This is a genomic window from Streptomyces sp. ISL-43, assembly GCF_018614195.1.
GTDB lineage: Bacteria > Actinomycetota > Actinomycetes > Streptomycetales > Streptomycetaceae > Streptomyces.
Genome location: NZ_JAGGOT010000034.1, coordinates 1 through 26,518, shown reverse-complemented (window position 1 = coordinate 26,518; position 26,518 = coordinate 1). Strand labels below are relative to the sequence as shown.

Sequence of the window (26,518 nt, the reverse complement as noted above, 5' to 3'; positions counted from 1 at the left end):
CCATCGGTGTGAACACGCCCGCGACCTTCTTCGGACACCTCAGCGAGCTCTTCATATTGACGCACAGTGACCCCATGGATCCTATGCGTGAGGCCTCCGTCTCTCAGGAAAGGCAGCGGCAGGCTGCCCCGCCCGTGACCTTCACCGGCCGCAAGACGCTCGTGGCGGCGGCTGTCGCGGTGGTCCTGATCGCCGGGGCCCTGCTGATCCGGCCGGCCCGGGCGGGCGACGACGCGCGGCCGCCGGGGCCCAGCGAGCGGGCCCGCGCGGCGGTCGGGATGGGCGCGCCGGTGGCGGCGGTGGACCTGTCGGCGCTGATCGCGGACCGGGAGAAGTGGGTCGGGGAGCACGGGGACGACGAGGCCTCATGGGCGGTGCTCGGATCGGCTTACGTGGAGCAGGCGCGGCGGACGGCCGATCCCGGCTGGTACCCCAAGGCGGAGAAGGCGCTGAAGCGGTCGCTGGAGCTGCGCCCGGCCGAGAAGGGCAACTTCGACGCGATGACGGGCATGGGCACGCTGGCCAACGCCCGGCGGGACTTCGGGACGGGCAAGCGCTGGGGCGAGCTCGTACGGGCGCAGGGGCCGAAGCGGTGGACGGCGTACCCGGTGCTCGTGGACGCGTACACCGGGCTCGGGGACTACAAGGCGGCCGAGAAGGCGATGGAGCGGCTGGTGGACCTGCGGCCGGGGCTGGCGGCGTTCACGCGGGCCTCGCAGGTCTACCGGGACCGGGGCTGGCGCGAGGACGCGGCCATGTCCATGGAGCACGCGGGAGGCGCGGCGCAGACCCCGGCGGAGAAGGCGTACGTGCTGTTCCGGCTCGGGGAGCTGGCGTGGGAGCGCGGCGACGAGGCGGAGGCGCTGCGCCAGTACGAGGCCGCGCTGCGGACCGATCCGGCCCAGGCGCAGGCGCTGGGCGGCCGGGCACGGGTGCTGGCGGCGCTCGGGCGGGGCGGGGAGGCCGTACGGGACTACCGGCTGGCGCTGGGCCGGGCCCCTTCGGCGGAGCTGGCGCTGGAGCTGGGCGAGCTGCTGGAGTCGCTGAAGCGCGGCGACGAGGCGAAGGCGGTGTACGACGGGCTCGCGGCGCAAGCGGCCCGGAGCGGGGTGAACGAGGAGCTGGTCCTGGGCCGGTACGAGGCGGACCACGGCGACCCGACGGCGGCGGTACGGCGCCTGACGGCGGAGTGGGCCCGGCACAAGAGCGTGCAGGTGGCGGACGCGCTGGGATGGGCGCTGCACAAGGCGGGCGACGACCCGGCGGCGCTGGAGCACGCGAAGAAGGCCACGGAGCAGGGCGTGCGGCTCGCGGAGTTCTCGTACCACCGGGCGATGATCGAGCGGGGCCTGGGCGACGAGGCCGGGGCGCGGCGGCACCTGCAGGAGGCGCTGCGGACGCATCCTCGGTTCTCGCCGGTACGGGGGCCGCTGGCGAAGGAGGCCCTGGCGTCGATCGGGCAGCCGCCGGCGGGCGGCCCGGAGAACATGCAGCCGGCGACCCCGTGGGTGGCTCCTGAGCTCCCGAAGGCGAAGCCGGTGGCGAAGCCCGCGTCCGCGCCCAAGCCGAAGCCGAAGCCGTCCCCGTCGGGGCGCTGACCGGGGGCGGAGCCGCTGCGCGGGGCTTCCCGGGCTCCGCCCGGCCCCGGCGGAGCCCCAGGAGCGGCGCCGCAACGGCACCGCACCCCGGAGCTTCGCGACCTACAGGTTGCCCCGCTTCTCCTGCTCGCGCTCGATCGCTTCGAACAGGGCCTTGAAGTTGCCCTTGCCGAAGCCCATCGAGCCGTGGCGCTCGATCATCTCGAAGAAGACCGTCGGGCGGTCCTGCACCGGCTTCGTGAAGATCTGCAGCAGGTAGCCGTCCTCGTCGCGGTCGACGAGGATCTTCAGCTCGCGCAGGATCTCGACCGGTACCCGCGTCTCGCCGGCCCACTCGCCGAGCGTGTCGTAGTAGGAGTCCGGGGTGTTGAGGAACTCCACACCGGCGGCGCGCATCGAGCGGACCGTCGCCACGATGTCGTTCGTCGCGAGCGCGATGTGCTGGACGCCGGCGCCGCCGTAGAACTCCAGGTACTCGTCGATCTGCGACTTCTTCTTCGCGATCGCCGGCTCGTTGATGGGGAACTTCACCTTCAGGGTGCCGTCCGCGACCACCTTCGACATCAGCGCCGAGTACTCGGTCGCGATGTCGTCGCCCACGAACTCCTTCATGTTCGTGAAGCCCATGACCTTGTTGTAGAAGGCCACCCACTCGTTCATCCGGCCGAGCTCGACGTTGCCCACGCAGTGGTCGATGGCCTGGAAGGTGCGCTTGGCCGGGGGCTCGACCATCGGGTCGACGGAGACGAAGCCGGGCAGGTAGGGCCCGGTGTAGTCGCCGCGCTCGACCAGCGTGTGCCGGGTCTGGCCGTAGGTGGCGATCGCCGCCAGCCGCACGGTGCCGTTCTCGTCCTTGAGCTCGTACGGCTCGTCCAGGCCGCGCGCGCCGTGCTCCACGGCGTACGCGTACGCCGCGCGCACGTCCGGGACCTCGATCGCGAGGTCGATGACGCCGTCGCCGTGGTCGGCGACGTGCTCGGCGAGGAAGCGGCCGCGGTCGGTGGACGCCTTGATGACCGAGGTGAGGACGAAGCGCGCGGCGCCGTTGGTCAGGACGTAGCTGGCCGTCTCGCGGGTGCCGTTCTCCGGTCCGGAGTAGGCGACGAGCTTCATGCCGAAGGCCGTCGAGTAGTAGTGCGCGGCCTGCTTGGCGTTGCCTACGGCGAAGACGACCGCGTCCATGCCCTTGACGGGGAAGGGATCGGCCTTGGCGGCGGTGCGCGGGGCGGTGTCGAGCGGCTGGGTCTCAGTCATGACGGCAGAGTCCCGCCGTTCCACAAGCTGCGCAATAGTTTCCATTTCTGCTGTACAGACTGCCCAGTGCGAGCCCAGAATGGCTGGGATATCTGTGCACTATGACCACCGACCGACCACCCCGGAGGTACCGATGGGAATCGACGAACTGGACGGGCGGCTCATCGTCCTGCTCGCCCGCGAGCCCCGGATCGGGGTCCTGGAGGTCTCGCGCCGGCTCGGCGTGGCCCGCGGCACCGCACAGGCCCGGCTCGACCGGCTTCAGTCGAACGGAGTCATCCGCGGGTTCGGTCCGCAGGTGGATCCGGCCGCCCTGGGATACCCGGTGACCGCGTTCGCCACGCTGGAGATCAAACAGGGACAAGGGGCCGACGTACGGGCGCACTTGGGCGGCGTACCGGAGGTGCTGGAGCTGCACACCACGACCGGGCACGGGGACATGCTGTGCCGGCTCGTGGCGCGCTCCAACGCGGACCTTCAGCGAGTGATCGACCGCGTTGTCGCGTTTGATGGGATTGTTCGGGCTTCGACTGCGATTGTCATGGAGAATCCCGTACCCTTGCGGATCATTCCCCTGGTCGAACAGGCGGCCGAGGACGACTGACCCCAGGAAGCGACCGAACCCCGGAAACGGCGGACTCCCGGCAACGACGGACGAGGTGACGCGGCGTGAGCTTCTGGGCCTACCTGTCCAACCGCCACCAGCAGCTCCTCACCGACGCCTTCCAGCACGCCAGCGCCGTCTTCCAGTGCATGGTGATCGCGACGCTGCTCGGCATCGCCATCGGCGTCCTCACCTACCGCAGCGGCTGGGCCGGGAACCTCGCGGTCACCTCCACCTCCACGGTGCTGACCGTCCCCTCCCTCGCCATGATCGGCCTGCTGATCCCGATCGTCGGCCTCGGCGTGGCACCGACCGTGATCGCCCTGACCCTCTACGGGCTGCTGCCCATCGTCCGCAACTCCATCGTGGGGCTGCGCGGAGTGGATCCGGCCCTGGTCGACGCCGCCAAGGGCATCGGGATGTCCCGCGCCGCCCAGCTCCTGAAGGTGGAGCTGCCGCTCGCCTGGCCGCCCATCCTCACCGGCATCCGGGTCTCCACGCAGATGCTGATGGGCATCGCGGCCATCGCCGCCTACGCCTCCGGGCCCGGCCTCGGCAACGAGATCTTCCGCGGGATCGCCTCGCTCGGCAGCGCCAACGCCATCAACCAGGTCCTGGCGGGGACGCTCGGCGTCGTCATCCTCGCCCTCCTCTTCGACGCCGCGTACGTCCTGCTCGGCCGTCTCACGATCCCGAGGGGAATCCGTGTCTGAGCCGACCGAGAGCCCGCAGGCGCCCGCCGCCGCCTCCTCCGCCGCCACGTCCACCACCACCTCCGGCGCCACCATCCGGCTGGAGAACCTCACCAAGCGCTACCCGGGCAACCCGAACCCCTCCGTCGACGACGTCTCGATGGAGATCAAGGCGGGCGAGACGGTCGTCTTCGTCGGGCCCTCCGGCTGCGGGAAGTCCACCACCCTCAAGATGATCAACCGGCTGATCGAGCCCACCTCCGGCCGGATCCGCATCGGCGACGAGGACGTCACCGACATGGACCCGGTCAAGCTGCGCCGCAAGATCGGGTACGCGATCCAGTCCTCCGGGCTCTTCCCGCACATGACGGTCGCCGAGAACATCGCCCTGGTCCCGAAGATGACCGGCTGGTCGAAGTCGCGCGTGAAGGACCGGGTGGAGGAGATGCTCGACCTGGTCGGCCTGGACCCGCGCGAGTTCCACGGGCGCTACCCTCGCCAGCTCTCCGGCGGCCAGCAGCAGCGCGTGGGCGTGGCCCGGGCGCTCGCGGCCGACCCGCCCGTCCTGCTGATGGACGAGCCCTTCGGCGCCGTCGACCCCATCACCCGCGACCACCTCCAGGACGAGCTGATCCGACTCCAGCACGAACTGCACAAGACGATCGTCTTCGTCACCCACGACTTCGACGAGGCCATCAAGCTCGGCGACCGGATCGCCGTCCTGCGCGAGCGCTCGCACATCGCGCAGTTCGACACCCCCGAGGCCATCCTCACCAACCCCGCCGACGACTTCGTCTCCGGTTTCGTCGGCGCCGGCGCGGCCCTCAAGCGGCTCAACCTGACCCGGGTGCGGGACGTGGAGATCGCCGAGTTCCCGACCGTGTCCGTCGACGACCCGCTCCAGCAGATCTTCAACACCCTGCGCGCCGGCCAGGGCAACGAGCTCCTGATGCTGGACCGGCGGGGCCGCCCCTACAAGTGGCTGCGCCGCGGCGACCTGATGCGCGCCAAGGGCTCCCTCGCCCGGGCCGGGCAGCTCGTGCACGACACGGTGACCCGGGACGCGACCCTGCACGACGCCCTGGAGGCGGTCCTCACCGACAGCGGCGGCCGGGTCGCCGTCACCGGGCGGCGCGGCGAGTACATCGGCGTCGTCGACATGGAGACCCTGATGAACTCCGTGCACGAGATGCTGGAAGCCGACCGGCTGACGGCCGCCGAGCACGCGCACGACCTGGAGGAGCTGCGCCACCACCGCGTCGAGCGGGACCTGGAGGGGCTCGATGACGGTGCGGGCGGGTCATGAGCGCCAGGAATCCGGCCTCCCCCGAGCGCCCGCCGGGTGAACACGAGGTCAAGGGCGTCGTCTTCCGCGACGAGGAGCTGGTGGAGGCCGAGGAGGCGCCCGCCCCGGCGCCCGGGCCGGCCCGCCGGATCACCTGGGCCAAGCTGGTCACCCTGCCCCTCGTACTGGCCCTGGTCCTGCTGGCCACCTACCTGTGGATCACCAACGCCACCCTCGACACGATCGCCGAGAACTCCCTCGCCGACGGCAACGTCCAACTCCGGCTGTGGCAGCACATCGAGCTGACCGCCGTCTCCACCTTCTGGGTGCTGCTGATCGCGATCCCGCTCGGCATCGCCCTCACCCGGCGCGGCCTGAGCAAGGCCGCCCCGCCGGTCACCGCCATCGCCAACATCGGCCAGGCCACCCCGGCCATCGGACTGCTGGCCCTGCTGGTCATCTGGCTCGGCATCGGCCCCACGACCGCGATCATCGGCATGGTCGCCTACGCCGTCCTGCCCGTGCTGTCCAACACCGTCGCGGGGCTGCGCGCCATCGACCCGCAGCTGGTGGAGGCCGCGCGCGGGATCGGCATGTCGTCCGCGGGGACCCTGCTGAGGGTGGAATTGCCGCTGGCCGTCCCGCTGATCCTGGCGGGCGTACGGACGGCCCTCGTCCTCAACGTCGGCACCGCGACCCTGGCCACCTTCGGCGGCGGCGGGGGCCTGGGCGACCTGATCACCTCCGGGATCCAGACGCAGCGGATGCCCGTGCTGGTGCTGGGCTCGGTGCTGACGGTGGCGCTGGCGCTGTTCGTGGACTGGCTGGCCTCGCTCGCCGAGACGGTCCTGACCCCGCGCGGGCTGGAGGCGTAGATGCGGAAGCTCTCCGTACGGACGGCCGCCACCGCCTGCGCGGCCCTGCTCGCGCTCGCTCCCGCGCTCGCGGGCTGCGGCCTCAAGAGCGGCTCCCCGATGGTCGACGACGTCGTACCGGGCTCGGTCGGCCAGGGGCAGCCCCTCAAGGGCGCCTCGCTCACGGTCACCTCGAAGAACTTCAGCGAGAACATCGTGCTCGGCCAGATGATCGGCCTGATCTTCAAGGCGGCCGGCGCGGAAGTCCTGGACCGCACCAACCTGCCCGGCTCGATCAGCGCGCGCGAGGCGATCCGGCAGGGCGACGCGGACGCCATGTACGAGTACACGGGCACGGCGTGGATCACCTACCTGGGCAACGACGAGCCGATCGACGACCCGTACCGGCAGTGGGAGGCGGTGCGGGACGCGGACGTCAAGAACGGCGTCGCCTGGCTGGCGCCCTCCACGCTCAACAACACGTACACGCTCGCGATCAGCAGGAAGAACAACGCCAAGTACGGGCTGAAGACCATGTCGGACGTGGCGGAGCTGGCGGCGCGGGACCCGGCGGCGGTGACGGTGTGCGTGGAGAACGAGTTCGCCTCCCGCGAGGACGGGCTGCCGGGCATGGAGAAGGCGTACGGGATGAAGATCCCGGCGGGCAACGTCATGAAGATGGACGCCGGGATCATCTACACCCAGGTCTCCAAGTCCGATTCCTGCCTGCTGGGCGAGGCGTTCACGACGGACGGCCGGATCCAGGCCATGGACCTGGACACCCTCGCCGACGACCGGCACTTCTTCCCCAACTACAACGCGGCGCCCGAGCTGCACGCGAAGACGCTGGCCAAGTACCCGGTGATCGCAGAGCTGTTGGACCCGCTGTCGAAGCGGCTCACGACGGAGATCGCGCAGCGGCTCAACGCCGAGGTGGACGTGGACGGGCAGGACCCGCACGACGTGGCGAAGGAGTGGCTGGTCGCGGAGGGGTTCATCAAGGAGGGGTGAGCCGGTCGGGTGAATTCCAAAGAAGACGTTGCAAAGAAACCCTTGCATAGACTTCTTTGCAACTCTACTGTCGGAGCATGCCCGAGAAGAACGCCGATTCCCCGCAGCCGTCCGAGCCGAAGATCCGCAAGCTCGACGCCCACTCGCTGCGCGGCCTCGCCCATCCCCTGCGCATGCGCCTGCTGGGCACCCTGCGCCTGCACGGGCCCGCCACCGCCTCGCAGCTGGCGGCGGAGCTCGGGGAGTCCAGCGGGGCCACCAGCTACCACCTGCGCCAGCTCGCCGCGTACGGGTTCGTCGAGGACGCCCCCGAGCACGGCAAGGGCCGCGAGCGCTGGTGGCGCCCCTCCCAGGACGGCACGGCCTTCGACGAGGCGCTGATCTACGACACCGACCCCGCCACGCGCGGCGCCGCGGACGTCTTCCTGACCGAGATCGTGAAGATCCACGGGCAGGAGCTGACCACCTGGCTGGGCGACGCGCACAACTGGCCGAAGGAGTGGCGCCGGGCGTCCGACCTCAGCGACTTCTCACTGCAGCTGACCGCGGAGCAAAGCCGCGAACTGATCCTCAAGATGCACGACCTGGTCAACAGCTACCGCGATCTGCCGCCCTCGGAAGGCACGGAGACGGTCCGTTTCCACACGCACGCCTTCCCCCGCCGCAGCAAGTAGCCCTCCCTCTCCCGTCGCCCGCATCCCTCCTCCGTACAAGGAGTCCTGCCGTGCACGTCTTCAGCCATGCCGAAATCCACGCCACCCGCCTCGCCGAGGCCGCCGCCTGGCGCCGCGCCCGGGGGGCGGCCCCGTACCGCCCCGCCCCCGCCCCCGCGCTGCGCAACCGGCTCGGCGAGGCCCTGATCGCCGCCGGCATCCGCCTGATCCAGCCCGCCCACCTGCACGCCCGCATCACCCGGCCGCACGGCGGGATCGCGTGAGCCGCCGCCCCTTCACAGCCGTCCTGCTCGCCAACACCATCTCGATAGCCGGGAGTTCCCTCACCCTCATCGGTGTCCCGTGGTTCGTCCTGCAGACCACGGGCAGCGCCGGCCGGGCCGGGATCGTGGCCTTCTGCGCGACGCTGCCCGTCGCCGTGGCCGCCCTGATCGGCGGCCCGGTCATCGACCGGATCGGCCGCCGCCGGGTCTCCGCCGCCTCCGACCTGATCTGCGGCCTGTCCGTCGCCGCGATCCCGCTGCTGCACTACGCCGGGCTGCTGGAGTTCTGGATGCTGTGCGCGCTGATGGCCGTCGGCGGCCTCGTGCACACCCCCGGACTCACCGCGCGCTACGTCCTGCTCCCCCACCTCGCCGAGCACGCCGGCACCACCGTCGCGCGCGCCGCCAGCCTCTACGACGCCGTCTCGCGCGGAGCCCGCATGATCGGGGCCGCGCTGGCCGGCGTACTGATCGCCACGATCGGCGCCGAGTCCGTCCTGCTGCTCGACGCGGCAACCTTCGGGGCGTCCGCGCTGCTGGTCGCCTCGTTCCTGCGGGGCGTGCCGGCCGCCGAGCCGCAGCGCCTCTCCGAGAAGGTGTCACTGGCCGGCTACCGGGCCGAACTCGCCGAGGGCTGGGCGTTCCTGACCCGCTCGCGGCTGCTGCTCGGCATCACCCTGATGGTGATGATGACCAACGGCCTCGACCAGGGCTGGTCCTCGGTCCTGCTGCCCGTACACGGCAGCGAGGCCCTCGGCGGGGCCGCCGCGCTGGGCCTGCTGATTGCCCTCTTCGGCGGATTCGCGCTGCTCGGGGCCCTGTTCTACGGAGCGTGGGGCGAGCGGTTCTCCCGTAGGACCGTCTTCGCCGCCGCCTTCCTGCTGTGCGGAGCCCCCCGCTACGCCGTCGCGGCCTTCACCGACACCCCGCTGCCGCTCGCGGTGACGATGGCACTGTCCGGGCTGGGCGCGGGCGTGCTCAACCCGATCCTGACGACCGTGATGCTGGAGAAGGTCCCCGACGAACTGCGCAGCCGGGTCGCGGGCGTGACCACCGCCGGCTGCGAGCTGACGATGCCGCTGGGCGGGCTGGCCGCCGGGCTGCTGGTCGACGGGTTCGGGGTGACGCGGGCGCTGCTGGTGTTCGGCGGGGTGTACTTCCTCGTCACGCTCACGCCGCTGCTGTTCCCGGCCTGGCGCGGCCTCGCGGCCCCGCGGATCAACAGGACGGAACCGGTTCGCCCTTCTGCAGAGCCCGCAGCGCGTTCACCGCATCCGTCAACGAGGTGACGGGAACCAGCTGAAGCCCCTCGGGGAGTTCGGACCGGGCGTCCGAGCACTCCGCCGCCGGTACGAGGAACACGCTCGCGCCGTCGCGCCGCGCGGCCTGGGTCTTCAGGGCCACCCCGCCGACCGCGCCGACCTTGCCGTCACCGTTGATGGTGCCCGTACCGGCGATGGTGCGGCCGCCGGTGAGATCACCGCCGCTGCCGTTCCCGTCGAGCTTGTCGACGATGCCGAGGGAGAAGAGCAGCCCGGCGCTGGGACCGCCCACGTCGGCGAGGTTCAGCCGGACCTTCACCTCTTCGGGGTTCTTGTGGAGGTAGCCGAGCGCGGCCTCGGAGGCCGTCGACTGCGACTTGGTCATCTCCTCCAGGTTGTGCTCCTCGATCTCCTCGTCGCTTCCTCCCGAGGAGTACACGGCCTCGCGGGGCATGACCGCGCGGCTCGTGTCGAACCAGTCGCCGACCAGGTCCGGGAGGGTGACGGAGGTGGAGGGGCCGGTGGCCTGGATGGTGGTCATCCGCAACTGGCCCGTGGTCTCCCGGGTGGGTGCCCCCGTGACCGTGATGACCGGCTTGCCGTCGCGGGAGCCGAGCACGTCGGCGGTGAGGCCCGGCTGCGCGATCACGAAGGGCAGCGGCGCCGCCGCCGCGACGGCGAACAGCGCGAGGACGGGCACGGCGCAGACGGCGAGGGCGGCGGGACGCGGCAGACGTGTGAGGCGAGAGAGCACCCGGTCAATCTAGCGCGGCCGCCCTGCAACGGGTCGAGCCGCGCCCCCCGCAGGGGACGCGGCCCGGTCCTGACGTGCTCCACCGTGCGCAGGCCCGGAGGCTGGGCGGCCTCGCGGCCCGGAGGCTACGCGGCCGCGCGTCCCGGTGGCTTCGTAGCGCGGCGACCCCGCGGCCTCGTAGCGCGGCGGCTCAGCGCAGGGCGTCGGCCACCTCGCGGGCGGCGTCCACCACGCGCGGGCCGACCCGCTCGGGAATGGCGTCGTTCAGCATGACGACGCCCACGCTGCCCTCCAGCCCGGTGATCCCCACGAGCGGCGCGGCTGCCCCGCTGGCACCCGCTTCGAGCTCCCCGTGGGTGAGCGTGTACCCGGGCTCGACGAGCGTGCCCTGACGGGCGGCCAGGATGGCCCGGCCGGCGGCCCCGCGATCGAGCGGGTGGCGGAAGCCGGGCCGGTAGGCCACGTGGTAGTCGGTCCAGGTCGGCTCCACGACGGCCACGGCGAGCGCTTCGGTCCCGTCCACGAGGGTCAGGTGCGCGGTGGCGCCTATGTCCTCGGCGAGGGAGCGCAGTGCGGGCAGTGCCGCCTCGCGCACCAGCGGGTGCACCTGACGGCCGAGGCGCAGCACGCCGAGCCCGACGCGGGCGCGGCCGCCGAGGTCGCGGCGGACCAGGGCGTGCTGTTCGAGGGTGGCGAGGAGCCGGTAGACGACGGTGCGGTTGACACCGAGGCGGTTGGAGAGCTCGGTGACGGTCAGACCGTGGTCGGTGTCGGCGAGCAGTTTGAGGACTCGGAGTCCTCTGTCGAGAGTCTGGGAGGTTTCCGCGGTCACGACGCCTCTCCCTCTTTCGGTGGGCGGCGGTGACTCTCTGGGCAGAGCGCCGCCGGTCCCTCGGCGACGCACGGAGAGGCCGCCGGTAGCGGCCATGGCACCGGCTGCGCTCCCGCGGCGGCGCTGCCACGGGGCGTTCGATGCGGGGACAGTAGCGAGCAGGTTCGCTCAGCGGAAGGGCTCGTCCAGAATCCGGGCGCCTGCTACCCGTTTATGCCGGTTCCTGAGCCCCGTCGGTGTCAATTCGTGACCTCCTGCACCCGGAACCCACACAGAGCCCCTTTACGGCCGCATTACTCTGATCAAGTTCAAAAAGATATTGGAAGACCGGCTTCGGGGGGGATGCGCGCCAGCGCACCTGGGGCCGCACGGAGGGACGCACCACCATGAAGCTCAAGCACATGGCTCTCGTGGCCGCCGCCGCGGTCGCCGGTCCGACGATCCTGACGGCCACACCGGCCCTGGCCCAGGACAACCCGGCGGTCGTCGTCCCGGACACGGCCCCGAAGGACGACATCGCGGAGGGCGCCGCGGACCCGTCCCCGGCGGCCGGCGCCAAGAGCACGCAACAGACCGGCTCGCAGCAGACCGGCGCGCGGCAGACCGGCAAGGCCTCGCGGACCTCCCAGGCCCCGCAGGGCCCCGAGCTCTCGCTCCGGAACCTTCCCGCCGAGGGCTTCAAGGCAGGCGCCGACTGGTCGGAGTTCTCCCTGCGGGTCGACAACTCCGAGGGCGCGGACCGGGCCGGCTTCGACCTCGGCCTCCTGATCGAGTCCTCCGGCCGGCTGACGGACAGGCACGTGGAGGTCGAGGTCGGTTCCGCGGGCCAGTGGCGCCGCGCCTCCACCCTGCCGGGCCTGAACGCCCCGAACTTCGACCTGGCCCCGGGCCTGACCCTCGCGAAGGGCTCGGTCCACGACGTCCGGGTACGCCTCCGCGCGGCCGCCGACGCGCCCTCCGGCGACATCACGCTCATCCTCACCGGTACCGACCACTTGAGTGTCGACTCCGAGGACATGTCCTACGCCTCGAAGATCGTGGGCGCCGACGACAACGGCGGCGACGAGGCCCAGCACCCCGCCCCGACGCTGTCGGTCGGCGAGGTGTCCACCGACGGCTTCATCGCCGGCGCCGACTGGGAGCACTTCTCCGCGTACGTGAAGAACGACGGCGAAGCGGTCGACGACTACGCGCTCGACATGGTGCTGACGACGCTGGACACCACGGCCCTCGAACAGGGCGACCTCCAGGTGGAGGTGGGCGGGATCACCCCGTCCGGCGCCTGGGGCTGGACCCCGGTCACCTCCGACGGCTCGGGGGAGGTATGGACCCACGAGCTCGCCACCCTCGACCTTAAGAAGAACGATCAGGTCAGGGTCCAGATCCGGATGCGCTTCGCCAAGGACGCCCCCGGCACCGGGCTGTCCCTGCGGTTCAGCGGCGCCGCCGGCGGCGTGCACTCGCAGGATGTCGATCACCGTACGAAGCTCAGCCACGGGGAGAACGCGGCCTACCTGGCCCCCAAGCTCCGCCAGCAGGGCCTGCCCGACTCCCTGACCGCCGGCGGTGCCCCGGCGCAGTCCACGGTGACGGTCGACAACTCCAAGGGCGAGGCCCTCGACGACTTCATGCTCGCCCTGTCCTTCAAGGACGCGGGCAAGCCCGCCGGACAGGCCAACAAGCTCAAGCCCGGGCAGGTCAAGCTGGAGACCCGCGGCAGCGACGGCACCTGGCACGAGGAGGACCTCTGGTCCGGCCAGGACGGCGTCCCCTACCGCGACTTCCTCATCGACCTGGACGGGCACGAGGTCGTCACGCTCACCTACCGCGTCTCCGTCACCGCGGACGCCCCCGCCGGGCCCGTCGCCGTCGAGCTCTCCGGCGTCTCGGACGAGACCGGATCGCAGCCCGGCGTCGTCGCCGAGGCGAACTCCACCACCCTGCGGATCCTGGCCCCGACAAGCCCGGACAACGGCAACGGCGACGGCGGCGGCGACGGTGAACCGGGCGGTACCGGCAACGACCCCCGCCCCGACGGCGGCGCCGACCCGGCCGCCGCCGCGTCCGCCACCGGCGGCCGGCTCGCCGCCACGGGCGCCGACCCCGCCACCACGTGGGCCCTCGGCGGCGCCGGCGTGGCCCTCGCCATGGGCGCGGCCCTGGTCGCCGGCACCGGCCGCCGGCGTCGTCCCACCGCGTAGCGGGAACGGACGGGGCCCGGGCGATCCTCCGCACGGGCCCCGTCCCACATTCCGTGGGAACCGCTCACCGCATCCGCGTGGCCCACTCCTGGACCTTCTTGATCCGCTCCCGCAGCTGCCCCGCCGTCGCCTCCGCGCTCGGCGGCCCGCCGCACACCCGGCGCAGCTCCGTATGGAGCACCCCGTGCGGTTTGCCGCTCTGGTGGACGTACGCGCCGACCATCGTGTTGAGCGACTTGCGCAGCTCCAGCAGCTCCTTGTGCGAGACCACCGGGCGCCGGTCGGCCGGCAGCTCCAGCAGGTCCGCCTCCGCGTCCGGCTTGCGCCGGCTGTGCGCGATCTGCCGCGACTGGCGCTTCTGGAGCAGCATCTGCACCTGGTCCGGCTCCAGCAGTCCCGGGATGCCGAGGTAGTCCTGCTCCTCCTCGCTGCCCGGGTGCGCCTGCATGCCGAACTCGGCGCCGTCGTAGAGCACCCGGTCGAAGACGGCGTCGGACTCCAGCGCCTCGAAGGACATCTGCTCCTCGTCGCCGGTGTCCTCGTCCTCCTGCCGGTTCGCCTCGTCCATCTCCTTCTCGGACTCGGCGTACGGGTCTTCCTCGCCCTGCTTCTTCGGCTTGTCGAGCACGTGGTCGCGCTCGACTTCCATCTCGTTCGCGAAGCCCAGGAGGTAGGGGATGGTCGGCAGGAACACCGACGCCGTCTCGCCGCGCCTTCGCGAACGCACGAAACGCCCGACGGCCTGCGCGAAGAACAGCGGGGTCGAGATGGTGGTGGCGTACACGCCGACCGCGAGCCTCGGCACGTCGACGCCCTCGGACACCATCCGGACGGCGACCATCCAGCGGTCGTTGCTCGCGGCGAACTCGTCGATCCGCTTCGAGGCGCCCGTGTCGTCGGACAGCACGACGGTCGCCTTCGTACCCGTGATCTCGCGGATCAGCTTGGCGTAGGCGCGCGCCGAGTCCTGGTCCGCCGCGATGACGAGCCCGCCCGCGTCCGGGATGCCCTTCCTGACCTCCGTCAGCCGCTGGTCGGCGGCGCGCAGCACGTTCGGCATCCAGTCGCCGCGCGCGTCCAGCGCCGTACGCCAGGCCTGGGAGATGGCGTCCTTGGTCATCGGCTCGCCGAGGCGCGCGGCGATCTCGTCGCCCGCCTTGGTGCGCCAGCGCATGTTGCCGCTGTAGGACAGGAAGATCACCGGCCGGACGACGCCGTCTGCGAGCGCGTTGCCGTATCCGTAGGTGTAGTCGGCGGAGGAGCGCCGGATCCCGTCGTTGCCCTCCTCGTACGCGACGAAGGGGATCGGGTTCGTGTCGGACCGGAAGGGCGTTCCGGTCAGCGCGAGGCGCCGCGTCGCCGGGTCGAAGGCCTCCAGGCACGCCTCGCCCCAGGACTTCGAGTCACCGGCGTGGTGGATCTCGTCGAGGATGACCAGGGTCTTGCGCTGCTCGCACCGGTTGCGGTGCAGCATCGGCCGCACGCCCACACCCGCGTACGTGATCGCGACCCCGTGGTAGTCCTTGCTCAGCGGGCCGGCGGAGTAGTCCGGGTCCAGCCGGATGCCTATCCGGGCGGCTGCTTCCGCCCACTGCTTCTTCAGGTGCTCGGTGGGCGCGACGACGGTGATCTGCTGCACCACGTGGTGGTGCAGCAGCCACGACGCGAGCGTCAGCGCGAAGGTGGTCTTTCCGGCGCCGGGGGTCGCGACGGCGAGGAAGTCGCGCGGCTGGGTCTCCAGGTACCGGTCCAGCGCACCCTGCTGCCAGGCTCGAAGGGCGCTGGCGGTACCCCAGGGCGCGCGGCCGGGGAAGGCGGGTGAGAGGTGGTGGGAGGCTGTAGTAGTCACGGTCTCCGGTTCGGGCTCTCGGCGGCGTATCTGGTTACCGGCAGCGGTACGGCCGGCGGTACGGGCAGTCGTACGTAGGACAACCGGGCCACCTTACCGGCCCGGGCCCGCCCCTCGCGGAGGGACAGGCCCGTGACCTCGGCGCGTGCGGCGAGCGTCACATCCGTCACGCCAGGACGCGCAGCCGCTCGGCGATCCGCGCGACGCTCTGCTCTTCGCCGGCCGCCACATCGATGACCAGGCCGTACGCCGCGTCCTGGTCGACGTCGCCGAGATCGACGCCGTTGAGGGCGAGGAAAGTCGCGGCGGCGAGCCAGGCGGTGCGCTTGTTCCCGTCGACGAGGGGGTGGTTGATGGCGATCCCGTGCAGCAGCGCCGCCGCCTGCTCGTACGTGTCCTCGTACGCCGGCGTCCCGAACATCCGGGCCCTGGGCCGGTGCACCGCCGACTCCAGCAGCCCGGGGGCGCGCAGCTCGACGGGCTGGTCCTGGGCGAGGCAGGCGTACCGCGCGAGGTCGAGGACCTCGGCGAGGGTGAGGTGCCTGGTCATTCCCCGAGCCGCCTGAGCAGCCCGGCGTGCCGCCCGGCGAGCCGCGCGGCCTCGCCCCCGGCCCGCTCCCGCTCCGCCCGCGCCCAGGCCCGCACGGCACCCAGCGCGGCCTCCTCGACGCTCTGCCCGGTGGCATCGGCCAGATCGGCCAACTCCGCCCACTCGGCGTCGGGCACTCCGATGATCAACTCGCTCATCCCCGGATGCTAACGGCCGTCCGTGCAACCCGGCCGACCATTTCAGCCCCCACCGGCCACTCCAGCCCCAACGACCGCTTCCAGCCCCGCCGGCGTGTGAGGCGCGGGGGCCCGGGGCCGGCTCCCGGCAACGGCGCCGCACCCGACCACACCCCGGCCCTGACGGGCCGACGGGTCACCGGGTCAGACCGCCGGCCCCGCCGGCCCCGCGTCCAGCCGGGTCGACACCCACGCCCCCACCAGCGCCACGCAGGCCATCGGCAGGAAGACCACCACGAACGCACCCGGGTGCGAAGCCCCGCCCCCCTCGGCCACGGAGTGCGCCGCCCCCACCGCTCCCCCGCCCAGCGCGGCGAACGCCGCGCCACCCGCCGCCAGCAGCACGACATTCGCCAGCGCGTCCGAGATCTGCAGCGCGGCGGAGTTCGCCCCCGCCTCCTCCGGCGCCGACAGCTTCAGCAGCAGCACGCTCGTGGAGCCGATCACCAGCCCCATCCCCAGGCACCCCAGCGCCCACACCAGCGCAAGCGTCCACACCGGCACCCACGCGACGAGCACCGCCGGCGCCCCCGCGATCGCCGCCGCGACGAGGATCATGCCCAGCACCATGAGCCGTACCCGGTACGGCGCCACCCGCCCCTTCGACTGCACCCACGAGCCCGCCGCCCACGTCACCCCGCCCAGCGCGAGCGAGAACCCGGCCAGCGTCGGGCTCAACCCCCGCTGGGTGACCAGCATCAGCGGTACGAAGCTCTCCGCCGCGATGAACGACCCCGCGGCCACACCCCTCAGCAGCACCACCGACGGCAGCCCGCGCCGCGCCCGGTAGGTCCCGCGCGGCAGCAGCCCCAGGACGGCGGGCACCAGCAGGGCGGCCCCGGCGAGGCCCGGCAGCAGCGACAGCCACCGCAGGTCCTGGGCGGCGTACTGGAGCAGACCCGCGCCGGCCGAGATCCCGAGGGCGAGCCGGATCCGGCGCCGGTCGAACGCGACGGGCGGAGCGCCGGGGTCCACCGGCCCCGACGCGGTCCGCCGGATCGCCGGCAGGGCCACCGCCAGCGGTACGAAGACCAGCGCGGGTATCCCGAGGAAGACCCAGCGCCACCCGAGGTGCTCGGTCACCGTGCCCGAGGCCAGCGGTCCCACGATCGACGGCACGACCCAGCTCGCGGCGAAGGCCGCCATGATCGCGGGCCGCAGCCGCTCCTCGTAGGCCCGGCTGACGACGACGTAGAGCGCGACGATGACCAGCCCGCCGCCGAACCCCTGCACGGCCCGCCCGAGCACGAAGATCCACATCGCTCCGGCGGTCCCGGAGAACACCAGTCCCGCGGCGAAGGCCCCGATCCCCACGGTCAGCGGCCGCAGCGGCCCCTGCCGGTCGGCCCACTGCCCGGAGAGCACCATCCCGAACAGGCTGGTGGTGAAGTAGGCGGAGAAGGCGAAGGCGTAGAGCCCGATCCCGTCCAGCTCCCGGGCTGCCACGGGCATGGCCGTCCCGACGGCGGTGGCCTCGAAGGCAATCAGGAAGATGACGGAGATGATCCCGACGCTGAGCGTCCGGTACGCGGGCCCGAAGACCCCGCCCCCGCCCTGCGGGGGGGCCGGTATCGGGGCGGGGTCGGTGGCTCTCTGCGGGAGGACGCTCATCGCCCCAGAGTAAGGTGCGTGGCCCGGGATCGACCCTGTCATTTCGGCGTATCCCCCTCGGTCCCCAGCCCTAGGCCAAAGGACGGGCCCGGCCCGCACGAACCACCCTCCGCGCCCCGCGACCCCAGGTCCCACACCCCGCGACCCGGCACGCCCGCACCCGGAATGTGAACGGAGCATGACAGTCGCATTGCACCGCCCGAGCATCCCTTCCCCACCCGCACGGGCCCCCGTACGGTCATACCCATCACCACAACCCAGCCGTGTGCCCGAGTGGTTGAGGGACTCGCCTGCAAAGCGAGTTACGCCGGTTCGATTCCGGTCACGGCTTCTGAATGCCTGAACAGGCAGAACGAATGGGCGGCACCCCACACGGGGTGCCGCCCATTCCCGCGTTCGTCTCAGTTCCCGTCTCAGTTGACCGGTACGAGCACGCCGGCCGCGCCCTCGCGAGCAGCGTTCGAGCGCCGTCCCGTCCGCATCACCTACAACCCGTGGCGCGAGAACCCCAGCTACGCCGACAAGGCCGAGCGCAGCGTGTATTGAGACGGCTTGCCGCCGCGTGACGCGCGCCAAGTAGGTTCCGCGAGGGGCCCGTCACCACCGTGGCGGGCTCCTCGCCGCCTTCCCCTTTTTCAGCCAGCACGGAGCACCACATGATCACCTGCACCAAGAACGGCCAGCACAAGATCCCCGAGAACGGGCCGAACTTCCGGGGCCCGCACCCCGAGATACACCAGGCCATAGCCGCCGCCTACGAGGGCTGCAAAGCCTGCACCATGGACATGGAGCAGCGGATCCAGTTCAACGACGACGGATTCCTCACCGCCGTCATGATGTTCATCTGGCTCGCCAGTCAGGCCCAGGTCCGTGCCTCCCAGCGCCTGGAACCCGTCAGCTGCGCCGACGAGCTGTTCCCCGGCCCGATCCTCAAGGACCTCAACCCGACGACGCGCCGCTACCTGCGCAGGATCGTCCTCGCGGACCTCGTCGAAGCGCCCTGCGGGCTGATGGCCCGCCAACCCGACGGCAACGAGATCGTCGAGGTCATCACGTCCGCCAGCGTCGGCGAGCGCTACGCCCTGTGGCAGGAAGCCCTCTCCGGAGCCGTCGGCATCGTGATGATGGAAACCTTCCGCATCTGATCCCGCACACGCCCTCACCACCCGCGCGAGCAGCCCGCCCTGTTCTGAACTGGACACCCGACCTGGCCGCACGGTGGCGGCAGAACGGCCCGTTTGGGCTACACGGGCCGCAGTGTCTCTGCCGCTGGCTGTTTTGGTGGTCTTAGCCTTCCGGCCGTGTCCATCGGTGCTTTGAGGTCTGTTCGCGCGCGCTCGGTCAGCTACCTGCCGGTGCCCGCTCTGGCACCCCGAGGATGAGCAGAACCGTGGCGGCCGTGTGGCGCGCGTCGTGCAGACGCCCGTCACGAACCTTCCGTTCTACGAGCAGAGCCTTCCACTCGGCCCAGTCCCTCCGGTGGGACGGGCTACGCCCGTGCTCGTCGGGGAACACCCAGTCCCCTTCTACCCAGCGCTTCCCAACCGTCTGCCGGGTACGGAAGGTGCGGTGCACTTGGTGGGCAGTCGCGGGCTTGCTGCCGTTGGCCTGCATCTTCGCGTAGAAGATCTCTATGTGCTCGGGCGTGAGCCTGTCGAGACGGTGAGCCCCCAGGCCAGAGATCAGGTGCTTCCGTACGGCGACTCCGACCCGACCATCGTGCTTGTCGTTGACCGTGAGGGGTGCGCCGTTCTCGATCCAGTGCGTCAGCCAGGCCTTGACCGTCATGGCCTTGCCTGGCTTGCTCACCGTCTTGGCCTCCCGTTGCTTCTCCAGCTCACGTACGGCGTCGGTGAGGTGCGTGGGCGCTGACCTGCACGAACAGCAGGGTCAGGGCCAGTAGGCGGGCCGCCACAGAAATGCCGCAGAGGTGGCTCCGTACGAGCGGGTCGCAAACGACCTGTTGGGCCGGATTCGCAGGGGCGCCCTTCCCGCCGGCTGCCAGCTGCCGAGCGAGGCGCGGCTGGCCGGGAAGTACGGTGTCGCCCGTGGCACCGTCCGTCGCGCGGTCCGCGAGACCTCGGGCCATGTCGAAGCCCGGCATGGAGTGGGGCGCGCAAGAGATGGCGTGCTTAGTGGCCCACATGTGCCGGCCGAGCTTTAGTTGGCGTGTAATTTCCGGGGTGGAGTGCTAGGACACGGTCTTGGCAAGCGGGTCCAAATGGTCTAGGCCGCACAGCTTGGCCGCCCTCAAACGCGAACATCAGCTTGCCGGTGACCTCAACAGGACTACCATTACAGTTACGGAGAACCGCCACTCCCCGAGATCCCCAGGGCTGTAAACCCTACGGGCCCTCCATGGGGTAGTAGCCACTCCGGCCGAAAGCGGCCTTAGCTCAGCCAGGCCAGAGCCTCGCAATTCCAACGCGAATGTCATCGGTTCGAATCCGATAGGACGCAGAGGCGGGCTTCCTTCCAAGCTCGGCGACGAGGGAAGCCCAACCGATAAGCGCGCGGGGTGATTGAGGATGTTCCTTGTGGCGCAGTTTCCCATTGCAGACGCTCGACCCACCCTGGATTTCGACTCCCGCAGACTCTCTTTGCCGCCTTGGCCGCTGGTGCAGCCCGGGGATTTTGTGCGCTCGACCGGCCCGGTCCGCCAACGTCGACGAGGTGGTCTCGCTCCCTGGCGTGGCGAAGGTGTCTTTTGTGATGCAGCCCGAGTTATCCGCTTTCCGCCTTGCATGTCATGCATACCCCTTGTCGCCGAAGACGAACGAACCTCCGGATTTGACTGCACTTTCAGGAGATTCAGTGCTGACGGTTTCGTCGTCGGCAGGTTTGAGCTTGGGTTTTCGGGAGGGAAGGCAGGGAGAAAAGGGCACCCCGGGTTCTCCAGCAAGGAATTCATCAAGCTGTTGAACGGTTTGCTCGAGTTCCCCGTCTATGTCCCTGCCTGGGGAGGTGGAGAGCGCCGACAACGCTGCAGCATGGGGCAAGCTGGGCAGCCACTGGCAAAGCATGTTCTCCGGGTGACAACGAAAGAACCACTCTCGCCGTCCGGTCTAGATCCTTCATGGGTGCGCCCTGGGCGCCCTCTCCTCCTGGTCGAATCCTCCTTTGGGGAAGTTGAGTCCCCGACCAATGCGACCATCGTGGACATAGGCCAAGACATCGGAGTGGAATTGACGCACTGCCGAGTTAGCCATCATGGGGTGCCGGTGAGCATCTGGATGATAGGGAGCAAGAGTCGGAGTGTCGACAAGGATTCGCTGCGGCGCCTCAGGCTTCACCTGTGTCGCCTACATGTCGAATACGAGTGCATTCGGCTGATTCTGCGGGATATCACGGCGGGAAGAATGGAACGAGAGGGGACGCAAGGACTGCGCATATTTCTGAACAGGGGGATTGACCTCCTGTCCAGCCCTCGCAAATTCGGATTCGATCAGGATCCCATACTGGCCGCCGCCTATGGGGCCGAAGAGATGATGAATCAGGAGGAGAGAGGCACTGTGCTGGGCATGCTGAGCGAAAGGCGCGTGTCTGAGCTGCGCAAAATCGAAGAGGCGAGCGGAAGTTCCCCTATTGTCACCAACATCGTGAACGGGGACAACGTGATAGTAGCCAGCGGAGGTCTGTCCATGAGTGACTACCGGTTCCACGTCGGAGGCGATTTCAATGGAGTCGTGGGGGATCGCAACGTGGTCAAAGAGAGCTTTCAAGCCATCGACAACTCCAGCGGGAGTGCCGAGGTCAAGGATCTGCTGAAGCAGCTGACAGAAGCAGTAGCTCTGGCTGCAAGCCGTATGCCCCGAGAGCAGGCAGAGCAGAGCCTGCGCGATTTCGACGCCTTTAGGGATGAAGCACTTGCGATTCAACCGCGAAAGAGCATGCTCGAAATGCTTGGAGGTGCCCTCGCACAAACGGCCAATATCGTAGGAGACATCGGGGCACCCGTGGTAACACTCGTCTCCGCAGTGATCGGGCTTCTTGCTTAGACCGTGTCCTATTTGGTGAGGCAGGCGAGCCGTATGTCGCAGCAGAGGGCGGCTGTGAGGCCGAGGAAGCCAGGTAGTTGCGGGATTGCGTTCGTCGCGGTGGTCGAGCCAGCGGTAGCAGTCAGGCAGGACATCGTCCGCTCGATCACCCACCTCTGTCGGCCTAGGCGTTCGCCGGACTCGACGTCTTTACGGGCGATGCGGACGCCGATTCGTTTCCCGCGTAACCATTTTCGCAGGTGGGGGCGTCGTAGGCGCGCGTCTCAGTTTCCGTCTCGTTCATAGACGTACGCGACCGTCCGGAGCTTTCCGTGGAGCCTTCACCTCCCTGTGCCCGTACGAGGATGAACAGCGGTGAACGGCTGCGGACGCAGCTCTGACCAGCCAGGACAACCCTGCAAAGCGAGTTATCCGGTCACGGCTTCCACGGCGAAAGCCGCTCAGGGAAATCCTCCCCGAGCGGCCTTTCCTGATGGTTGGCCTACTTCTTCACCTGGGGCTCGTTGCCCGTGTGCCTCTCCAGACCCCAGCCCCAGTTGTAGCCAGTCATGGAAGCCAGCCTCAAATCCTCGTCGAGCGGGTCTTCCCCGCCGATCGGGTGCCGCTCCAGGAACCTGTCCACAGGCCCTGTGGCATGAAGCTCGCCTCGTCGGTAGACGCTCGCCTTGTCCTCGTGGGCCGCGCCCTCGACCTGGTCCTTCTTGCGCTCGGACTCGGCTGCCGACCAATCGTCGATGAGCCCGCCGGCGGCCTGCTCCAGCACTCCGCTGCCGGTGTCCACGGCGAGCGGCACGACTACCGCGGCCGCGCCGGCGGCCATGACGGTGGCCGGCAGGAAGGCGACACCCGCCACGATGCCTGCCGTAGCGCCGAACTCGATCCAGCCCGAGCGTTTTTCCATGGCCCGGTCATAGTCCTTGAGCCACTTCTCCGCTTCGGCATCGATCTGCTTGCCCCGGGACTCGTCCAGAATTCCCTGGAATTCGCCGCCCGTCCGAGCCGCCTCCTTCAGACCGCTCTCGTTGAGCTTTCCGCCGGCGCCCACCTGGGACTCCAGGACGGAGGCCTGGAAGATGGACTCCGCCCTCGACATCGTGATGTACGAGTCGGGGTGCTGGCCCAGACTGCTGAGGAACTTGCGGGCTTGCTCCTGCTCGAACGTCGCGTGCCCCGCGGCGGCCTTCTCGAATACGTTCCCGTCGCGGTCATTGCTCAGACCGGCGTTCAAGTCATCGATGTATCCCGCCCCCATGCGCCCGAGACTGTCCGCCATCGACTCCTGGTTCTTCAGCAGCGCCGCGTCCCCTCCGTACGTGGAGACGACCTCCTGCATGATGCGCGACGAGACCTCGCCCCGCTCCAGCTTCGGCGCCGGGTCGTCCCAGGCGTGGCCGAGGGTCGCCGCCTCCAGGGCGTGTCCGAGGGCATCCGGCATGAACTGCCTGATCTTCTTCAGGTCGTTCGGATTCGTGCTCTCCATGTCGATCGTGAAGTCGTACTTCGGATTGCCGAAGAAATCGAGGTAGTTCTTGATCGGATTCCTCGCCGGACCCCTGCCGAGGTCCGCGGGGCCGGACTTCTCCGTGCCGTCCCTGTCGTACGCGTGCGGGGGCCGCTCCGGGTCGAAGAACTGGCGGGCCGCCTCCGGGCTGTGGCCAAGGGCCTCCAGGAAGCTGACCACCGGGTCGTAGCCCGCGCCGTTGGTGCCCGACGGGTTGAGCATGTTCTTGCCGTAGCCGTGGATCTGGCGCGCCTGGTTGAAGAAGTCCGGGTCCTTGGCGTGGATCTGGGTGGCGTGCTCGGCGATCGGGACCAGGAACCTGGGGTCGTAGTTCCCGTAGCGCATGATGCCGCCGAGCAACTGGTACCCGTAGGCCGGATTCCGGTCGTAGCGTGCCAGCGGGATGCGCTCGGTGCCGAGCCTGCGCAGGTCCTGGGCGAAGCTGTCGGTCAAGTGCGGTTCGGTCGTGGAGTTCGTGGCCGTGGCGAGGTTGAAGCCCAGGTTCCTCTGGAGCTCCCGCACGTCCTCGAGCCGTTCCGGGTCCTGCTCCGCGTAGTCGAAGGTGTCCGTGGACATCGTCCCGAAGAACTCCAGCGCGCCCTTGGGTCCGAGGGCCTCGTAGAGCTTCGTCGAAAACTCCGCCACCTTGGCGTTGTCGGCCAGCAGCTCGTTGAGCTCGATGAGCTCCCCGTGTGTGAGCCGGCGTCCCTTCTTCGCCAGCTCTACGGCGCGGCCGGCCTGCTCGGCATCCAGGCTCCCGTACCTGGCCGCGGTGAAGTCGCGGCCGTCCGTGACATTGGCGGCGAGGATGCGGGACAGCGACTGATCGACGTCGTCGCAGCCGTCGATGACCGCATCGACCTTCGCCTGCCACAGCCGCGTGTTCGTGCGGACGGACTCCAGGTGGTCGGGGTCGTGGCGGGCGGCGTACCGGTCCGCCTCGTCGGCGAAGGGCACCGCCTCGACCTTGCCGTTCGCGCCCACCCGGAAACCGGCCGCGGGAGCCTCGACATCGGCGATCTTCCGCAGCTGCTCACGGGAGGCCTTGAAGGTCTCGTACCCCTCGGCCAGCACCTTGTGGACGCCCTTGGCCTCCTGGGCCGCGTCGTCGAACTCCTTGGCCGTCTTGTCGATGAACGACCGTGCGACACCGGCCGTGACACCGTCCCACTGGGCCTTGTCCGACTTGGCCTTCATGCCGCCCCGCGCCGACTCCGCCAGCGCGTTCAGCTTCGTGACCATCGCGGCCCAGTCCTTGATCGCCGTCTGGAGCGGGCCCAGGGGTGCGTTCATCACGTTCTCGTACGTCAGCACGTGTCCGCCGCCTTACGCGAGGAGCCGGTCGATCTTGGAGGACGTGAAATCGGCGTGCAGCTGCTGCTCTTCCTTGCTGTGGGAGGAGAGGGAGTAGTTCAGGCCGTTGGAGATGTTCGCGCAGGCCGCGACGAGCGTCTTGAGCCGGCTCTCCCAGCGGGTGTTGACCTTCAGGAGGGCCGCGCCGCTCGCGAAGTTCTCGCGCGTGAGCGCACCGGCCGCCTCGGCGGTGGCGGTGGCGGCGTGCTTGCCGTCCGTGGAGAGCCGCGTGTGGAGCGTGTAGGCCTCGGAACCGACCTCACCGATGTGGTCCTGGTCGAGCTCCAGATCACCGCGACCACCCCCGGGGCCGGGCGCGGCCGGAACGTGGTCGAGCCGCATGGCCGCGTTGGCAGCGGCGGCGGTCCGGGCCGCGGACCATTCCTCGTCGAACGACATGGCGTGCGCTTCTCCTTGTGTACGTGCGCTGCGTGCCTTACGCGGCTACGCGGTCAGCGGTTCCTGCGCCGGACGCCGACCGCGGCGACGGCTCCGCCGATGACCAGGCAGGCACCGAGCCCGAGGGCGAGCCAGGGGAGGCCGCTGCCGTCGTCCTTCTTCACCTCGGCCCGAGGGGCGGGCGTCTTGCCGTCCGAGGAGGCGGCGGGCGAGCCCTTTGCCCCCGAACCACCGCCGGCCGCAGCCAGGTCGGGGAGCGGGTAGACGTCCGCCGGGCCGGGGTCGCCTGGGGTGGTGACGGCGATGCGGGGGCGGACGATGCCGTAGCCAACGAAGTCGCTGCGCTCGGCACCGTCGGTGGGCTTACCCGCCGTTTTCATCATGACCCGGAGCACCTGGTTGTTGGTCCAGTCAGGGTGGGCGGACCAGAGCAATGCCGCCGAGGCCGAAGCGAGGGCGGTCGCATCACTCGTACCGTGGTTCTTGCACAGTTGAGTGTCGCTGGCGCAAGCCGTGACGATGTCGACGCCTGGGGCCACGAGGTCGACCTGGGGACCGTGCTGCGACTCCGCGGTCACCTTGCCGTCCCGGTCGACAGCGCCGACACCCACCACACCTGGCGTTGCAGCCGGATAGAGGACGTCGTTGGTCGAGGCACCCTCGTTACCCACGGAGGAGAAGATCAACCTCCCCTTGGACAGGGCGTACTTAACAGCATCGAGTCGTGCGGGGTCATCTTTACTCATGCCCAGCGAGATGCTGATGATCTTGGCATCCGAGTCTGCCGCGTACCGGATTGCCTCGGTCCAAGACGGAGCCGTTTCGCGAGACTCATGTGGCACGCGGATCGGAAGGATCTTGGCGCCTGGTGCAAGTCCGAACGATCCATCGCCGCTGGGATGCCTTCCTGTGGCCGCGATCAACGCAGCCATGGTGGTTCCATGTTTCCCATAGTCGGCCCGTTCGTCGCCCGCATCTTGGGTGGCGAAGTCTTTTCCGGGGAGAACCTGCCCTTCCAGTTCAGGGATGCGGCCAACACCCGTGTCGATGACAGCGACCGTGACCCCCTTGCCCGTGCTGGTCTCCCAGATGTCATCGGCCCTCATCGAGGTGAGATGCCACTGCTGTGCCCGAACGGTCTCCGCGTGGGCCGGAGTCGCGGCGACCCCGGCCAGCAGGAAACCCGCCAAGGTCACGGTCGCCCTAGGCATACGCATCCTGTGCAATATCCGCTCCACTCAGTCGATCACCGACGGAACGACACGACGGTCGCCCTGCCAAGTCTCTCCATCCACGGCCAGATAGTTGGGGCGTGCGCCCTGCTGGCCGTCGCCCCGCCGGCCTGGAGCATGGGCACCCGCACCGCCGTGGCCCATCGGACTACCCGCCGGACCGGCACCCAATCCACCGCGAACCAGCCCCGAACCACCTTGCGTAAACGGCTGACCACCCGCGATCGAGCGGCCGCCGACAATCCCGCCCGGTTCGGTGGCGAGACGGCGACCGGCCATAGAACTGCCGGCACCGCCGTGCGGAACGCCACCGCCCATGCCCATGCCGCCTCCCATGCCCATACCGCCCATGCCACGACCGGCCGCCGGGGTGCCTTCCCCGCCGATGACGGTGCCCTGCGGAATGCTCGCGCCCGGCCCACCCAACGTCACGGGCCGACCGCCTACGATCCCGCTGTCGCGCGGAGGTAGACCGGCGATGCCGCCTAAGCCTTGATCCACCGAC

General features: G+C 70.0%; 24 protein-coding genes, 2 tRNA genes and 3 pseudogenes. 16 read left to right on the top strand and 13 right to left on the bottom strand.

Annotated features, from left to right (window positions below; all coding sequences use genetic code 11):
• Nucleotides 1-74 precede the first annotated feature (74 nt).
• Nucleotides 75-1,598 carry a tetratricopeptide repeat protein gene (locus J7F03_RS19865; protein ID WP_251072179.1) on the top strand — a complete coding sequence of 508 codons (1,524 nt, stop codon included), beginning with the start codon at nt 75-77 and terminating at the stop codon, nt 1,596-1,598.
• Between the two features lie 102 nt (nt 1,599-1,700).
• Here the strand turns inward: J7F03_RS19865 and hppD are convergent, their stop codons facing one another.
• Complete coding sequence (gene hppD / locus J7F03_RS19860; protein WP_214951230.1) at nt 1,701-2,852, bottom strand: 4-hydroxyphenylpyruvate dioxygenase; 1,152 nt, start codon at nt 2,850-2,852, stop codon at nt 1,701-1,703.
• A 133-nt stretch (nt 2,853-2,985) separates the two neighbouring features.
• On the opposite strand from hppD, the gene J7F03_RS19855 reads away from it, so the two are divergent.
• From J7F03_RS19855 to J7F03_RS19820, 8 genes are all read left to right on the top strand, one after another.
• Nucleotides 2,986-3,456, top strand: coding sequence for an Lrp/AsnC family transcriptional regulator (locus J7F03_RS19855; RefSeq protein WP_214951228.1), 471 nt, complete (start codon nt 2,986-2,988; stop codon nt 3,454-3,456).
• Between the two features lie 65 nt (nt 3,457-3,521).
• The gene (locus J7F03_RS19850) at nt 3,522-4,169 is read left to right on the top strand and encodes an ABC transporter permease (protein ID WP_214951226.1); all 648 of its coding nucleotides are present in this window, start codon (nt 3,522-3,524) and stop codon (nt 4,167-4,169) included.
• Nucleotides 4,162-5,454 carry a betaine/proline/choline family ABC transporter ATP-binding protein gene (locus J7F03_RS19845; RefSeq protein ID WP_214951224.1) on the top strand — a complete coding sequence of 431 codons (1,293 nt, stop codon included), beginning with the start codon at nt 4,162-4,164 and terminating at the stop codon, nt 5,452-5,454. The genes J7F03_RS19850 and J7F03_RS19845 overlap by 8 nt, the downstream gene beginning before the upstream one ends.
• On the top strand, nt 5,451-6,308 hold the full coding sequence (locus J7F03_RS19840; protein ID WP_214951222.1) for an ABC transporter permease: 858 nt from the start codon (nt 5,451-5,453) through the stop codon (nt 6,306-6,308). Before J7F03_RS19845 ends, J7F03_RS19840 begins: the two co-directional genes overlap by 4 nt.
• Nucleotides 6,309-7,298 carry a glycine betaine ABC transporter substrate-binding protein gene (locus J7F03_RS19835; RefSeq protein ID WP_214951220.1) on the top strand — a complete coding sequence of 330 codons (990 nt, stop codon included), beginning with the start codon at nt 6,309-6,311 and terminating at the stop codon, nt 7,296-7,298. It abuts the gene before it with no gap.
• Nucleotides 7,299-7,375: 77 nt separating this feature from the next.
• On the top strand, nt 7,376-7,972 hold the full coding sequence (locus tag J7F03_RS19830) for a transcriptional regulator (protein ID WP_214951218.1): 597 nt from the start codon (nt 7,376-7,378) through the stop codon (nt 7,970-7,972).
• A gap of 50 nt (nt 7,973-8,022) precedes the next feature.
• A complete protein-coding gene (locus tag J7F03_RS19825; protein WP_214951216.1) occupies nt 8,023-8,235 on the top strand; it encodes a hypothetical protein in 213 nt (70 codons plus the stop codon).
• Nucleotides 8,232-9,524 (top strand): MFS transporter, encoded by a 1,293-nt coding sequence (locus J7F03_RS19820; RefSeq protein ID WP_214951214.1) that lies wholly within the window; start codon nt 8,232-8,234, stop codon nt 9,522-9,524. The genes J7F03_RS19825 and J7F03_RS19820 overlap by 4 nt, the downstream gene beginning before the upstream one ends.
• On the opposite strand, the gene J7F03_RS19815 is transcribed toward J7F03_RS19820, so the two are convergent.
• Both J7F03_RS19815 and J7F03_RS19810 read right to left on the bottom strand, forming a co-directional pair.
• The gene (locus tag J7F03_RS19815; protein WP_214951213.1) at nt 9,454-10,251 is read right to left on the bottom strand and encodes a S16 family serine protease; all 798 of its coding nucleotides are present in this window, start codon (nt 10,249-10,251) and stop codon (nt 9,454-9,456) included. The two genes, J7F03_RS19820 and J7F03_RS19815, sit on opposite strands and share 71 nt — an antisense overlap.
• Nucleotides 10,252-10,441: 190 nt before the next feature.
• Nucleotides 10,442-11,083 carry an IclR family transcriptional regulator gene (locus tag J7F03_RS19810; RefSeq protein ID WP_214951210.1) on the bottom strand — a complete coding sequence of 214 codons (642 nt, stop codon included), beginning with the start codon at nt 11,081-11,083 and terminating at the stop codon, nt 10,442-10,444.
• Between the two features lie 386 nt (nt 11,084-11,469).
• Here J7F03_RS19810 and J7F03_RS19805 point away from each other — a divergent pair, with 386 nt between their 5' ends.
• A complete protein-coding gene (locus J7F03_RS19805; protein WP_214951208.1) occupies nt 11,470-13,284 on the top strand; it encodes a hypothetical protein in 1,815 nt (604 codons plus the stop codon).
• Nucleotides 13,285-13,348: 64 nt separating this feature from the next.
• Here J7F03_RS19805 and J7F03_RS19800 read toward each other — a convergent pair whose 3' ends face one another.
• The 4 genes from J7F03_RS19800 to J7F03_RS19785 all read right to left on the bottom strand — a co-directional run bounded on the left by J7F03_RS19800 (nt 13,349) and on the right by J7F03_RS19785 (nt 17,530).
• Entirely contained in the window at nt 13,349-15,133 is a 1,785-nt protein-coding gene (locus J7F03_RS19800) for a DEAD/DEAH box helicase (RefSeq protein ID WP_214951207.1), read from the bottom strand.
• 166 nt (nt 15,134-15,299) lie between these two features.
• On the bottom strand, nt 15,300-15,683 hold the full coding sequence (locus J7F03_RS19795) for a type II toxin-antitoxin system death-on-curing family toxin (RefSeq protein WP_214951205.1): 384 nt from the start codon (nt 15,681-15,683) through the stop codon (nt 15,300-15,302).
• Complete coding sequence (locus J7F03_RS19790; RefSeq protein WP_214951203.1) at nt 15,680-15,880, bottom strand: hypothetical protein; 201 nt, start codon at nt 15,878-15,880, stop codon at nt 15,680-15,682. Before J7F03_RS19790 ends, J7F03_RS19795 begins: the two co-directional genes overlap by 4 nt.
• A 183-nt stretch (nt 15,881-16,063) precedes the next feature.
• Nucleotides 16,064-17,530 carry an MFS transporter gene (locus tag J7F03_RS19785; protein WP_214951201.1) on the bottom strand — a complete coding sequence of 489 codons (1,467 nt, stop codon included), beginning with the start codon at nt 17,528-17,530 and terminating at the stop codon, nt 16,064-16,066.
• Nucleotides 17,531-17,789: 259 nt separating this feature from the next.
• Here J7F03_RS19785 and J7F03_RS19780 point away from each other — a divergent pair.
• From J7F03_RS19780 to J7F03_RS19775, 3 genes are all read left to right on the top strand, one after another.
• Nucleotides 17,790-17,861 (top strand) — tRNA-Cys (locus J7F03_RS19780).
• An 86-nt stretch (nt 17,862-17,947) separates the two neighbouring features.
• The gene (locus J7F03_RS42015) at nt 17,948-18,076 is read left to right on the top strand and encodes a hypothetical protein (RefSeq protein ID WP_285440473.1); all 129 of its coding nucleotides are present in this window, start codon (nt 17,948-17,950) and stop codon (nt 18,074-18,076) included.
• A gap of 110 nt (nt 18,077-18,186) precedes the next feature.
• A complete protein-coding gene (locus J7F03_RS19775) occupies nt 18,187-18,675 on the top strand; it encodes a hypothetical protein (protein WP_214951199.1) in 489 nt (162 codons plus the stop codon).
• A gap of 202 nt (nt 18,676-18,877) precedes the next feature.
• On the opposite strand, the pseudogene J7F03_RS19770 reads toward J7F03_RS19775, so the two are convergent.
• A pseudogene (locus J7F03_RS19770) lies at nt 18,878-19,405 on the bottom strand (hypothetical protein); the annotation flags it as partial.
• A gap of 55 nt (nt 19,406-19,460) precedes the next feature.
• Here J7F03_RS19770 and J7F03_RS42680 point away from each other — a divergent pair.
• From J7F03_RS42680 to J7F03_RS19755, 3 genes are all read left to right on the top strand, one after another.
• Nucleotides 19,461-19,694 carry a GntR family transcriptional regulator gene (locus J7F03_RS42680; RefSeq protein WP_214951197.1) on the top strand — a complete coding sequence of 78 codons (234 nt, stop codon included), beginning with the start codon at nt 19,461-19,463 and terminating at the stop codon, nt 19,692-19,694.
• Between the two features lie 221 nt (nt 19,695-19,915).
• Nucleotides 19,916-19,990, top strand: a tRNA-Gly gene (locus J7F03_RS19760).
• 761 nt (nt 19,991-20,751) lie between these two features.
• Nucleotides 20,752-21,528, top strand: coding sequence for a hypothetical protein (locus J7F03_RS19755; protein WP_214951195.1), 777 nt, complete (start codon nt 20,752-20,754; stop codon nt 21,526-21,528).
• Nucleotides 21,529-21,536: 8 nt separating this feature from the next.
• Here the strand turns inward: J7F03_RS19755 and J7F03_RS41090 are convergent.
• The 5 genes and pseudogenes from J7F03_RS41090 to J7F03_RS19735 all read right to left on the bottom strand — a co-directional run.
• Nucleotides 21,537-21,791 (bottom strand): annotated as a pseudogene (locus tag J7F03_RS41090) (IS5/IS1182 family transposase); the annotation flags it as partial.
• 218 nt (nt 21,792-22,009) lie between these two features.
• Entirely contained in the window at nt 22,010-24,343 is a 2,334-nt protein-coding gene (locus J7F03_RS19750) for a hypothetical protein (protein WP_214951192.1), read from the bottom strand.
• A gap of 12 nt (nt 24,344-24,355) precedes the next feature.
• Nucleotides 24,356-24,781, bottom strand: a complete 426-nt coding sequence (locus tag J7F03_RS19745; protein WP_214951190.1) for a hypothetical protein — start codon at nt 24,779-24,781, stop codon at nt 24,356-24,358.
• A 53-nt stretch (nt 24,782-24,834) separates the two neighbouring features.
• Nucleotides 24,835-25,977 (bottom strand): type VII secretion-associated serine protease mycosin, encoded by a 1,143-nt coding sequence (gene mycP / locus J7F03_RS19740; RefSeq protein WP_308379765.1) that lies wholly within the window; start codon nt 25,975-25,977, stop codon nt 24,835-24,837.
• A gap of 42 nt (nt 25,978-26,019) precedes the next feature.
• Nucleotides 26,020-26,518, bottom strand: a pseudogene (locus tag J7F03_RS19735) (hypothetical protein); the annotation flags it as partial.